This window comes from Psychrobacter sp. JB385 (assembly GCF_900163785.1).
Taxonomy (GTDB): domain Bacteria; phylum Pseudomonadota; class Gammaproteobacteria; order Pseudomonadales; family Moraxellaceae; genus Psychrobacter.
This window is the reverse complement of sequence record NZ_FUKN01000010.1, coordinates 1-14067: the sequence shown is the minus strand read 5'-3', so window position 1 is coordinate 14067 and position 14067 is coordinate 1. Positions and strand designations below refer to the sequence as shown.

General features: G+C 43.3%; 5 protein-coding genes. All 5 read right to left on the bottom strand.

All coding sequences use genetic code 11. The annotated features are described in order from the left end of the window. Positions 1-46: 46 nt before the first annotated feature. The gene (locus tag CZ794_RS04165) at positions 47-1216 is read right to left on the bottom strand and encodes an HlyD family efflux transporter periplasmic adaptor subunit (RefSeq protein ID WP_087040383.1); all 1170 of its coding nucleotides are present in this window, start codon (positions 1214-1216) and stop codon (positions 47-49) included. A 2-nt stretch (positions 1217-1218) separates the two neighbouring features. After that, complete coding sequence (locus tag CZ794_RS04160; protein ID WP_087040381.1) at positions 1219-3465, bottom strand: type I secretion system permease/ATPase; 2247 nt, start codon at positions 3463-3465, stop codon at positions 1219-1221. 72 nt (positions 3466-3537) lie between these two features. Continuing rightward, positions 3538-4989, bottom strand: a complete 1452-nt coding sequence (locus tag CZ794_RS04155; protein WP_256958858.1) for a TolC family protein — start codon at positions 4987-4989, stop codon at positions 3538-3540. A 724-nt stretch (positions 4990-5713) separates the two neighbouring features. Then, the gene (locus CZ794_RS04150; protein ID WP_087040379.1) at positions 5714-9859 is read right to left on the bottom strand and encodes a Mur ligase family protein; all 4146 of its coding nucleotides are present in this window, start codon (positions 9857-9859) and stop codon (positions 5714-5716) included. Positions 9860-10037: 178 nt separating this feature from the next. After that, positions 10038-14067: Ig-like domain-containing protein (locus CZ794_RS04145; RefSeq protein WP_143515700.1), on the bottom strand; the 4030-nt coding region annotated here is incomplete at its 5' end.

Sequence of the window (14067 nt, the reverse complement as noted above, 5' to 3'; positions counted from 1 at the left end):
AACTGGGGTTTTATTGTTTGCACGCTCAAGGTTTATCAACCCTTTACTATCGTTCCCCCATGCCTTCTGACAAGGTTTTGGTGATAGGTTTGGTGAGATAAGACAGTACCGTACGCTCCATTGCTTTGATATCGACAGAAGCTGTCATACCAGGCTTAATGACGATCTCATCTTCCCGACCTTCAAACTCAGCACCAGTAATAACAACCAATACCCGATAGTAAGGTTCTTCACCTTTGGGCGTTTGCTCTATCAAGGTATCTGGACTGATGTAATTTACTGTGCCATTCATAGCCCCAAAGATTGAATAATCATAAGCATCGAGCTTGACGGTTGCGCTTTGTCCTTCTTGCACATAGGCAATATCAGCAGGACTGACTTTTGCATCAATCACAAGATCACTGCTGGTCGGCAAGATCTGCATGATGGTTTCGCCTGGTTTTACCACACCGCCAATGGTCGTCACGTTAATGTTGTTAATTTTGCCCTCTGTCGGCGACAGCAGACGCTTTTCTTCTAATACTTGCAGACTGTCTCGCAGCACCTCAATCTCGGTATCTAGCTCTTCTTGTGCTTTGGTCATCTCCGCTTGCGCTTCTTCAAAATACTTATTGCGCTTGTTATTGATTTGCGCCTCGATGTCAGCGACTTGACGACTCAGCTTTATGATATCTGCTTGACTGACATCACCGTACTTCAATAACGGCTCATTCATTTTAAGCTCTTGTCTTGCCAGCACGAGCATTTTTTCAAGTGAAGAAACCTCTTCGTTGATGGCTTGCCTACGACGATTATAGAGGGCGGTTTGGTTTTGTACATATTCTGGATAATTTTTGACCTCTTTTGGAAAGACCAAAGGCGTCTCAAAAATCTCTGCATTTAGACGTGACAGTTTGGCTTTTAATGCCGCTGTCTTAGAGGCAGAGTTATCCACCGCCGCTTTGGCACGCTCTTCTTCTAAAACCACCAGCAGCTGTCCTGCTTTTACTTCCTGACCTTCTACAACTGCCAACTTTGTCAGTATGCCTCCTTCTGACGCTTGAATCTCTTGCGTGCGTGCGCTAGCAATCACCGTTGCTTTGGCACGCGTTACTTGATCAATCTTAGCGAAGGATGCCCATATGAGTAGCGTAATGATGCCCACCAAAGCGATCCAAATACTCAATCTTGAGCGGCCAATCTTAAGTTTTGTGGGCGTATATTTATAGTCTGCCATCTCTACTTACCTTGCGCCTGTATTTGGGTTTTGGTGGGGATAGGTTTGATGGTAGTGGTTTTGCTCTGTGTTTGACTCGCTTGTGCTTTTGTTTGCTCGTTTTTTCTTAACCCATCAAGCACGACTTGTTTTGGACCATCCATAATAATTCGTTGATTGTCCATGATAATCAGGCGATCCACCAATTCTAGTAGCGCTGTTTTGTGGGTCGATACAATAAAAGTCTGACCCTCGTTCAAGGCTTGTTTCAGTACCTGCAAGCAGCGCTGTTCTTGTCTGTTATCCATCGAAGCTGTGGGTTCATCGAGTAAAAACACATTGGGTTTGGTTAAAAGCAGACGCGTGAATGCAACGAGCTGTTTTTGTCCGCCTGATAAGCCGCGACCGCCTTCACTAATCGGCAAATCCAAACCACTTGAATGACTGGACACCAGATTTATCAGTCCTGTTTTCATCAAGGCGTCTTGTAGTATATCGTCATCAGGTGCCGCCATTCCTATCAATAAATTCTCTCTCAATGTGCCTTGGAACAGTCGATGGTCTTGCTGCAAATACCCCAAACACTCACTCAAGGTTTCGCGGCTGATTTGATGAATATCCAACCCATCTAACAATACCTTTCCTTTGGTAGGCGCATATAAGCCAGCCAATACTTTTAGCAAAGTAGATTTTCCTGAGCCTATGGGGCCAAGAATGGCAATACGCTCACCTGGACGAATGGTCAGATTGTTAATGCTAATAGCCGCCCTATCATTGTCTTTATAATTGAACACCAGATTGTCGCATTGATAAAAACCACTAATGCGACTAGGCGACAAAGGATAGGCGACGCCATGGTTGTCTTGCTCAAGCTCAAATAAAGCTTCGATATTGAGCTTGGCGGCTTTCGCATGCGAATACTGAACCAACAGACTGGGCAGCGTCATCACTGGCGCTAGCACTCGCCCACCCAATATCGAGCAGGCAATCAATCCACCCATGGTCATATCGCCTTGTATCACCACAAACGAGCCAACGATCACGATTCCTACATAACTGACTTGTTGCAGCATTTGGGTAAAATACGTGAGATTGTCATTGGTGTGCTTCATATCCAGATCGTTTTTGATCGTCACATTCATCACATCAAGCCAACGTGACAAAAACTTCCAATTGCCCGCCCCTGCTTTTATCGTCTCAACCCCTTCTACCGCCTCTACCAACAAGCCTGTCTTATAATAAGAGGCCGTCGCGCCTTCAGCCGCAATCGCATCAATACGTTTGCGCGCAGACAAACCCATGACTATCGCAATCACCGCCGCAATCACAGGGACGACAGCCACCAGAGGTGACCCAATAAACGCCACTAAGCTGACAAAAATAATGGTCATCGGCAGATCGACCAACCCAAATAAAGTACTTGCCGTAAAGAAGCTACGTACTTGCTCATAGCCGCGTAACTGCGCTGCCATAGAGCCCACCGATCCTGGCATCTGGTCGATACGCACTTTGAGCAAGCGCTGAAACACTTCGCGAGACAAATACTGATCGAGTCCCACAACCACCTTATCCATGATTCTCGACCGTGAGAATTTCATAAAGGCTTCAAAAAGAATAATAAGAAACACACCACTGGCTAAGATAATAAGCGTGTATTCACTGCGCGTTGGAATCACTCGGTCATAAACTTGCATAGAGAATAGCGACACCGCCAATGCCAATACATTAATCAAAAATGTCGCAATCACCGCTTCAATCAAAATACCTTTGTAATTGCCTAAATCTGACTTAAGCAAATCAGAGAAAGACACTTTACGCTGTTTGGCAGGGTCGTCTTTCAAACGGATTTTTAGGATTAACGACAGCTCATCGGCACGTGTGTGAACATGACGTTTCTCTTGACGAAAATTCCAATTTTTTTGCGGTGTCTGACCATCGACAACCCCCCACCCTAAATCAGGATGATAGGCCAATAATGGTAAAAAAGCGGCGTCTGGCTGCTCTAGTATTTCTGGCATATCAGTAATACCAATACCTTCCAAGACCGCAATAATACCGCCCACTTCACGAATACTTTGGTTGTTTTTGGGATGCTCACTGTACTGTTTAACGACATCGTTCAGACGTATGTTATCGACTGGATATCCTTGTTGACTCAGTAAATGCTTGATGGCATCTACGAGGCTTGAGGTCATCTCACTCTGATCAGGCATGTTTTGCTCATCGTGATGAACAAAATCTGCTTTCGTCGGTTTCAAGTTTGAACTCATAGTCATCACTTATTTGATATTTGGGACAGCCATATGATTAGTAGCCCGATTATTTTGGTCGTGGTATTTTGTTTAATTGACACTGTTTCCTTCAACGATAGGCGTAATGCTATAGTCATCGTTTAGCATGATACGTTCGCCTTTATTTAGGCTTTCTTCTACACCAGCAGGCAGTCTGATTTCTATGTATTCTTCATTGGCATCTGACATCTCTGGCTGATAGCCCAAGCGTTGGCTGGCTGCTTTTTTATCCTGTTTATTTATCCACTCTCTGACAGGATCTGTCGGTCTAAATAACGTCACAGGCTGACGGTTGTGCCCAAACTGTTGCCACGGCATCGTACCGAAATCTACTTGTAGGCGGTGAAATGCACCCAATATGTCTGCGCGCGTTTGTACCAGCTGCACTTTATAATCATTATGTTCGCGAACAGCGTTCAATACTTCAAGCCATGATTTACGCCCAGCAATGAATTGTCTACGATAAGAGTTGACGACAATCTGCGCGCCTACCACAGCAGCAATGAGTGAGTTTTCTCGGTCTTTTGCGCTTACAAACTGCTGATACTGAACCTGAATATTCTCAATCACCTGACGGCGTGACGCTTCTTGCGTTTGTACCAAGCTATTGACCTGTGCCTGAGAGGCGCGTGCCAACGCCAGATTAGAAAACCCAGCGCCGGGCGCATAACTCAATCCTAGCGAAAACTTGCCGTCATTTTCATTATCGTCATGATAGTAGGCGTGTTCGTATTGAGCATAAACGGTGGGATAACGAGCGGCTTGCTGTGACTCGACGCCTTGTTTGGCAGATTCGATTTGAAAATGCTCTTTGACGATGACGGGGTTATAAAAGCTGGCTTTTTCAAATGCCATTTTTTCGAAGTTAGCAGATTGTTGTTTGGCTTGATTGACCAATACTTTGATATCAGGAAGACTCATAGCGCTTATTTGCGATAAAGGCTGACCGATGATCTGCTCAAGTCTCGCCGCTGCGATACGTTGCTGCTCGCCAGCTGCTTGATAAGCCGTTTGTTCTTGCAAGATGCGGTTGGTCACAAGATCCAGCTCAATGCGAGCAGAAACACCTTGCCCCACGCGGCGCTGCATCATAGCCTCAAACTCGCTGAGCTCTTTTAAGGCTTCTGAATGAACATTTTGTTTTGCAATCGCTTGGATATAGCTTTGCCACGCATCAATTGTTGTTTTGGCAACGAGGTTTTGTTGTTCGTAGATATATTCTGTGGCGGCTTTATCATCAAAGATGGCTTGATTGACATCGGCGGTCAGCTTGCCACCCGTCCATAAAGGCTGGCGAATAGACACTTGAGAGATAAAATCATTGTCTCTATCGTAGCCTGAGCTCACACTGGGTGTCGGTAAAAGGTTGAGCTTTGCTGCATTGATGCCTTCTGTAGTAGCTTGCTGATTGGCTCTTGCCGAGCCTACCAGAGGATGCGTCTGAATGGCTTGAGTAATCAAACTGTCTACCCGCAAATCCTGTACGGCGGCTTGCGCTGTCATAGTAAAACACGTACCAACTACTAAAAGCGTCACATAATGGCAACGTAACAGCCGATGGCATAACTGGTTTTTGTTTGACGGTTTTTTCATATTAAGTTTCAGTAGCTAGCCCTATAAAAATGCGCTTGATTAAGTGTTTAGCTTTTGTGTGTTAAACCTTACTAAAACTTAGAGTATAAAACAATCATATACTGGCTAAAGAAATGTTTAAAGCAATAAATCAGCCGAGATTGGGCTTAATAACAGATGGGTATAAAGAGATATGAATGATAGAAAAATTAATACGAAGTAACCTGATGAATCTATAGAATTTTAAGCAGAATTTTTTATATCTAGTCATAGGCTTGCAGACTCAACTATTAATCTACTATTATAAAAAATAAAATGCATGAGTAATTTTCAGTATAATTTTGATAAAACAAGATGCAGTCAAGTCAATATAAAATAGACACCATGCTACCAGCGTCATGTTTTATTACTTGCTACGCCTTTATAGACAGGGGCTACGACAATATATTGTTGGCATTACACTCTTATTATTGTCCATTTTTTATTGATAATTAAGCATATATGTGATTTTTTGAATAAAAGACATGGCGAATCCTTAAGAGAAAATAAAATCGGTGTTGGTCGTAAAATTTAAGCACCAATAATTTAAATAATCAAACCTCAACACACAGAAGGTTTGATAAATTGGTAAATCCTTATAAAAATCACTCAAAATTTATGTTCGCATAATAGGTTGAACACACATCTCCATTATTCTTTCAGACAATGCATAGCAAGTCTCTCGATTTTCAGCCTCCAAAACAATACTGAGGTAATGAACGTCCTTATCCACCCAATAATTGATTAAATTAGAGCCAATACCAACCAGATTGCCCGTTTTTAATCCTTTAATGTTTGGATAAGAACGTATCAATTTATTGGTATTAAAAACTTTTTTATTATTATGTGTAAAAGCTTGCAAAGAGCAGTAGGAAGCAATTACTGCGTATTGACTGATAAACACTTTTGCAAGCGTACTCATGTCTTGGGCCGTGGTATAAGCCCGTCGTTCAAGTCCTGTACAACTGCTCCAATGGCTTTGCGTGAGACCAAGCAAGTGCGATTTACGAACCATATGCGGCACAAAATTGGTTTCGCTACCAGAATGCCAGCAAGCCAAAGCAAAGGCGGCCTCATTAGAGCTGGCGATTAAAGCAGATTTAATAAGTATGATTAATGGGATTTTCTCCCCTTTTTTATAAAACTGATGATACTCACTACTGCCTTTTAATAAATCCACAGGCATCTCAATGAGCGTTTGCGCTGGGTCAATATTGTCCTGTTTGACTTTGTCCAATATCAGCATGACGGTCATTAGTTTCGCCAGTGACGCCATCATTTTTGGAGTGTTTGGTTGGACAGACGTTATAACTTTATGTTCGCTAAACTGATATTCGTCTAACTCAAAACGTTCCACCAATATGGCAGCATTCGTTTTAACCTCTGTTAACAGCCTATTTTTTAGCTCAGCAGAGTCTGTGTCTTGATTTTGCACGGCATCGTTTTGCTCCCTTAAAAACAGTTTATTAAGACCAATACCGTTAGAGGCTTTGATAAAAACATGGTCATTTTTTTTAATAAAACTAGGTATTTGAGTCGCTAGCGTTTGCGTATCTTCGGCATAATAAGCATGTATATTTGATAATTTAAGCTGGTCTGCCAATACTTTCATGTGCTTACCAACCAAAAGCAACACTCTAAAATTCATCGCTTCGATAATGGGCGCCAGTGTTAAATGATATTTGCGACTGTCATTACCAAGCTCCAGCATATCGCCCAAAATCAGTATTTTTTGATGCGCGGGTACCGCTAACTGCTCAAAGGTTTCGAACGCCGATTGCATGGAGAGTGGGTTGGCGTTATATGCGTCATCATAGAGCGTGATTGCTCGGCCCTGATAAGTGGTATCAAGTACTTGTCCACGTCCAGCAACGGCTGTAAAAAATTCCAATCTAGTGATAGCGTTATCAATTGATAAATGATAATGCTGAGCCACCGCTAAAATAGCCATTGCATTCAGAACCATATGCTGACCACGGGCTGACAGACTCAGCGTATAAGTCTTATGGTCTATTGCTGTCTGTGCTTGTCCGTCTTCTTGGCCATAGTTTACTAGTCTAATGACAGCGTCTTCATGCTTGCCATAGCTAATGACACGAATACCCCAAATGCGTGCGAGACGTTCAATCAATTCATACTGTTCAATATCTCGGCATACGATGGCTAAAGAACCTGGTGCCATGCCTTCAAAAATACGCGATTTTTTGAGCGCGATATTATCGGTATTATGATGATACTCAAGATGCGCTGGTGCAATATTGGTAATCAACGCCACATGAGGACGCACCAAATCGGTATTGACAGACATAGACCCAATCGCCATTTCTAACACCCAGTAGTCATTACATGGCGGCATACAGGCCAAGTTCCATGCGATACCGACGGGCAAATTTGCACTAGACTGCGTGTAATGAGCCTCGCCAAAACTATTTAGGGTATGCGCCAACATGTGGACGGTCGTGGTCTTCCCTGCGCTACCCGTGATGCCAATGACTTGACCATTAAACGCCTGCCGAGCATAACGACCAATATCTATCGTCGCTTGACGCACATTGCGTACGTACAATACAGGGATGCCCATGTCTCTATAGGCTTCCATATCATCAGTGATGATCGCAGCAGCGCCCCTTTTTACTAAAGATGCCACCGTTTTTTTCGAGAGATAACCCACATCCATTGTCTTACCTCGAGCCACTATTATGTGACCTGACTCAAAACTGGGTGGCCAAATGCAAATCCCTGTCGCTGACCAATCCTCTGCTGGTGTGACCAGCCACCTACCTTTGGTTGCCGCTACAAGCGCATGAGGTATTAATACAGATTGCTTTAATTTTGGGCTGTCTGCCTGTGTTCGAGGCAACGTTTCTCCATTGTTTTTAGTGGCTATCTGGTTGGCACTTCGAAATTTTTTTGTCGCGACTTTTGGATATTGACCTGTTTTTAAAAAATATTGATACGCAATCAATCCTGATAGGTAATGCTCCACATCATCAATACGCACTCTAAATGAATGATGACGGATAAAAAACCCATGCAAAATAGTCTGCGGCGCTTTATAAAACATTGCCATCTCGGGAAAGAAAAAGCCATTCATTAAATGATTGGCGCGCGCATGTAAGGCTTGATAAAAATGCTGAGTATCAAAACCTACTAATACGTCATGGAACTCTGGATGCTCATCAAGTTTCAATAGCATTTTGTGAAATGCCATCGACAGCTCAAGCAGGGTCGGAAACGTGGTGATGCGATTTTTGATAAAATCGGTATAGCCTGCGATATTATTGACCGCAAACTGAAAATACTTTTTTTCGGGCTTATAGATAATGAGCTCGTTTGAGCAGTAAGACAGCCAATGATCATGAGCACGGTGATGCTTGGCTTCGATAAAATAATCAAAAGCACGAGTCACGCAGTTTAGCCAGCGCTCATCTTTGGTTAAACCATATAAGCGCATGAGCGCAAATGCAGCCTCACCGTCATAATAAATGATGCGATGTTTTGCTTTGAGGGTTAAATCTTTATGTAATACGTGCACGAAGCTGCCGTCTTCTTGCTGCATCTCAGTGATGCCCAGCGCTAACTTCTTGGCCAAATCACGGTATTCACTTACCAATGGTGTCTCTGCAAATACCTGCAAATACTTGACGATTGCCAATATTGCGACTGCATTGGCGCCCAGTTTGATCTCGCCACCTGTATCTATGACATACGCTTTGTCATCATAGGTGTGAATCAATTGATGAGTCAGATAGCTCATTGAGCCATCAATATTGTTCTGCATCTCAGTCAAACTTAACTTGGCAGGCATAGCTATATTTACGCTATCTAAACTGTTAGAACTATTAAGATGACTAAAACCACGACAGGCTTCATAACCTTCAATTAATGCATAAGTACTACTGGCATGACGCAAGCTATTGTAAGTATTTATCTTGCGATTAAAACAAGGAAAATATCCATAGACATACTGGCCCGAAGGCTGGACTTGTCTGGCTAAATACTGCGTGGACTGCTCAATGATAGGGTGAGTCGTATCAGCTGAGAGCGGCAACAGCTTGCGGTGACCTTTAAATCGTGGCTTTATATCAAGATTGTGACAATCACCCGTATCGCCATCAAGGAACACACCCGCTGTGTTGAAACTAATTACTGGTAAATCATCACGAAAATTGGGTATTTGGCTGCTACCATGGCGCGCCTTAAAGTAGACATCAAGATTAGTATTATTTACCTGTGCATGAGCCACAGTATTTCCTGCATAGAGACAAGCATTGGCATTTAGCTCCATTTCTGTCAGCAATAACCATGGCTCACGTATGCCTTCAAACGCAATACCTGAGCGATAGTAATTTCTTTTAAAGCGTTTTAAATCTTGCTGTAAATCTGTCCACGTTGTGAATGTTGCCTGATGCAGCCACTCAAGTCGCAGCCACACCATTGGTGCGTCAAACTTTGCTGAGAGTTTGTCTACTTTTGCGTGAATGATAGGTAGTATTTTGTCAAAATCTGCAAAGCGATTGGCGCTATCGGTTTTATCTGCTTTTATCAAGTCATCAACGATGAAAGTAACTGTTTTGGCTTTTTTATACCCATCAGATATAGATAGAACAAAAGTACCAGGTAAAGTGTCCGTGCTACTCGCTTTTATATTATTTTTATTGTCTATATGAGCAATATGAGTTTGTATCCAACGGTCATAAATGGCTGGAAGGTTGTCTGCTAGATGACTCATCAAACGCTTTATTTTTATAGGCTCATCCATGTTTTTATTATCCTTTTTATTTTTTCATGCTGTTTTTTAATCAACGTAAATATCAAGCAATTATATTGAATCGCTACTTTTGAATACCCCTTAACTATATTTGAAAAATTAGAAATACGATACAAAAAACGCCCCCATTTCGAGAGCGTTTTGAATTTATAAATACAATTACCGAATATTAGATAACATTCGTAATATTCGTATCAATGTACATCTGAGTAGATATATCATTGTCTAATTGCCATACATTATATGCATGTCCACCCGTATCTGTGACATCCACTCCTGTATCGATCCAACTTGAGGGATTACCAGCGCCATCGGTATCACTAAGGTCATCGCCAGCGCCGCCTAAATCAACGGTATCATCACTATCACCTTTGATATAAAGAGTGGAACTCATATCTTCAGCCGCCACGTTCAAGGTATTCGCACCCAAGCCACTGATATCGATGATATCAAGCGTTTCAGGTTGAATAAGATCCGCTAAGCTAATCACTTGATCTGCGCCCTCAAAACTCAGAACATCAAGCCCTTCATCTGATAAAGTCAATGATGTATCAGGTAGCTCGATAGTGTCATCACTGCTATCATCAGCAAATATAAAACCATCATCGAATGGCATACTGTCTGCAGTAACTGGCGCTGGTGCAGGCCAATCACTCGTAATATTAATGGTCAGTGTGGCTGTATCGGTATTATTAAAACCATCAAGTATCGTGTATTCAAACGTTTCTACTTGATTGATAACGTTAGTATCTGGATCAGGTTGATAGAAATACGAGCCATCTGGTTTAATCGTTAGCGTACCGTATAAGCCGTCAATAACAGTGGCACCAATAACGTTTGTACCATCGACTGACGATACAACAGTCGATAAAGTGACATCATCATTTTCACTGATAACATTGCCAACCGCAGCTTGCGAGCCGTAAGTGCCTGCGACATCTGAATCTACTGACGTCACAGACCCATTCAGAGTCACGCTAGCACCTACTCCACTTGCTCTAGTGATCACACGATAATTACCTGGATCTAGATTGTCTAACGTCAGAACTAAGCGATCCCCCAATAGACTTCCCAGCTCAAGCACCCCAGCATCCGCCTGATCAGCAACCTCTAACCAAAAAGCGCCAGCTTGTACTTCTACAATGAGGTCAGTACCGCCTAATAAAGCACTTGACGCGACGCTAAAGACTGCTGATCCTGAGTCGCCAGTAATCGTAAACTGTTGTGAAACTTCTGCAGTGCCAGCAATAGCTACATCATCATATAAAGATATGGTTTGCGTTGTCACTAGTGGATTCACAATCAGTTCTGTAGTTGCTACATCATCTACCGCATCGATTGGGAAGTTGACTGCGGGGTAGTCACTTTCGATACCGACGGTTAGTGTGGCACTATCGGTACTATTAGTGACCGTATCAACAATAGTATAGGTAAATACGTCTGTTTGACCGATCTCAACAAGACTAGAGTTCGGTGTATAAGTATAAGCACCAGTAGCGTCTATGATTAACGTACCATGATCACCTATGATAGACGTTGTACCATCAATACTGAATGATTGACCATCAAACTCAACTGAAGTAACTATCGTATCAGATGTTGCTGCGTCATTTTCATCGATCACATTACCTTCAGCAGCTAATGTGTCTATAGATGCTACAGATGATAAATCTGTTTCAGTGACCGTGGCTGTTATGGTACCAGTTGTGATAACGCCAACTGCCGGATTAACATAACCTATAAGACGGTATTCACCAGCTGGTAGGTCTGATATCTCGTAACGTGCATTCGTACCAAAGAGGCCAAGCACATCAATCAAACCAGTATTGGTATTAGAGTTACCAACGTTAACAAAGGTTCCACTAGCATCTCTTACCTGTAGAGCTAAGCTACTACTGTTTAGAACATCAACTGCTCCAGTGGCAGAAATATCAATTATTGCAGAGCCTGTACTGTTCTCCGCAATATTGAAATCAACTGCAGTTTGAATATTACCAGCGCCAAGGAGGCTCAACACTGATGTCGCTGAGTTGGATAAAGTCTCAGTAGTCGTGATAGGCGTAACGACTATCTCTGCTGTACCAAGATCATCTACTGCATCTACAGGTGGTGTCGTAGCATCGATATTGATAACTAATTGTGCCGTATCACTAGTGATGCCATCAGAAACCGTATAAGTAAATGTCTCCGACTGACCTAATGATGCAAAATCACCGTTTGCAGTATAAGTATAGTCACCATTTTCATCGATAATTAAAACACCGTACTGACCTTGTATGGTAAATACCGTTATACCATCGACTGTTTCAGATGTGGGCTCTACCTGATTGCTATTACTGCCTATGTCAGTAACTGTCGTATCAGGAGTAACCGTATCTTCACCATCCTCACCTTCTGCCCCCGGATTAGGGTCAATAACATTACCTGTGATTACAGTATTGTTAGCATAGTCGAACTCAGTCACTGTGGCTGTGATGTCGGTCGTTTCGAGTAACGTTAAGATATTACTGAGTAATGGCGCAACTACATTATCAAGTATTTGATCAATTTGTGTAACCGTTAAACCTACACCTAGACCTAAATCTAAGCCCTCAAGAGTATCCTCTAATTCCTCAAGTCCTAGACCATCAGGTAAAGAGAGCAATGGTGTGAGAATTGGCTCAAGAAGTCCGACAACTAAATCACCAAGAGGGCCTAGCGCATCTCCTACTGCATCTAAAATGAGATCTTGGTTTTCAGGTCCTAATACTACACCAGCTTCACCTAGCTCAGCTAACGTGAGACCATTTACTAACTCTGTTAATAAGCTATCATCTTTACTAACTACTATCGTATAGTCACCTGGCTCTAGACCAGATATAGTTGCTGTCAAACCGCCAGCGTTGTTTGTTAAACCTAAAACCTCTAAGCCAAGAACGTTACCTACAAGTGGGTTGTTTTCATTAGCAGCGATGTAAAGAAGATTACCCTGATCATCATAAATCTCTAGACTAATCGCATCAGCTACTTGTACTAGTGCAGTCTGTTGGACTCCGATAGTTACAGTACCACTCGTACCTTCATTAACTGTAAAGCCAAGACCACTCTCTATACCATCGCTACCTTCAAGAGCACCAAGTATGACTAAACCAGATCCAGTTACCGGATCATAAGTGGTTTCTTGTAACTCACCTAGATCCAAAGTATCTGAATCGTCTCGAGCATCAAAAGTGGTATTCAGATCAAAATTAGCAACATTACTTGGAGCACTAACATTACCAGCGCTATCTGTCACAGTAGCTACTACACTATAGTTGCCATTCATACTGACACCATCCATGCCATTTGGAATGGTGACCTCAGCCACACCACTAATGATATCAGCGTCTGTGACCTCATAGGTTGTGTTGGTAACATCACCACCATCTGTTGGCGTCACGGTCAAGGTGATGGTATCGCCTGCTAAGGTGCCAGTCGGTATAGTCACTTGGGTCTGAACGCCATCTACAAATTCATCGGCATTCACACCACCAGCAGCTTCTGCAATGTCCACCACTGGCGCATCAGGGGCGACCGTGTCTATGGTGATGGTGACAGTGGCAGCAGGTCCTGTATTCCCAGCAGGGTCGGTGGCGGTGGCGCTTAAGGCCTCTGACCCCTCACCCATGGCATCCACATCCGCTTGATCAACGGCAATGCTCCATGTGCCGCCTATCACAGTGGCCGTGCCAATCACGCCCCCTGCTGCGTTACTTAAGGTGATGGTGTCACCGTCAATGCCTGTACCTGTGACAGTAAAGCCTGCGGTGGCTTCAGCGTCATTGACGATGTCATCAATGGCGATGGGCGTATCAATCGTTGGGGCATTAGGGGCTATGATGTCGACCACACCAGCCGTGTCTGTTAAGGCACCCGATACGTTACCCGCCGCATCGGTAATGGTGGCGGTGACCTCAAGTACGTCACCATTGACAGGGGCTGGTACTTTAACGGTGACGGTGCCGTTTACAATGTCATCAGGCGTCACGCCTTGTTCAACCCCATTGACAATCACGGTATCACCAGCGACTGCATTGTCAGGCAGGCCGACGATAACGTCGACATTGCCATCTACATCCACTTCTGCTGCATTGATGAAACCATCATCGTTGCCAACGGTGACACTCACTGGCGCATCAGGGGCGACCGTGTCTATGGTGATGGTGACAGTGGCAGCAGGT

What these genes read in the sequence shown, in the direction of transcription:
- CZ794_RS04160 (WP_087040381.1), bottom strand. Translation starts at nt 3,465, where the DNA reads ATGAGTTCAAACTTGAAACCGACGAAAGCAGATTTTGTTCATCACGAT.
- CZ794_RS04165 (WP_087040383.1), bottom strand. Translation starts at nt 1,216, where the DNA reads ATGGCAGACTATAAATATACGCCCACAAAACTTAAGATTGGCCGCTCA.
- CZ794_RS04150 (WP_087040379.1), bottom strand. Translation starts at nt 9,859, where the DNA reads ATGGATGAGCCTATAAAAATAAAGCGTTTGATGAGTCATCTAGCAGAC.
- CZ794_RS04155 (WP_256958858.1), bottom strand. Translation starts at nt 4,989, where the DNA reads ATGACAGCGCAAGCCGCCGTACAGGATTTGCGGGTAGACAGTTTGATT.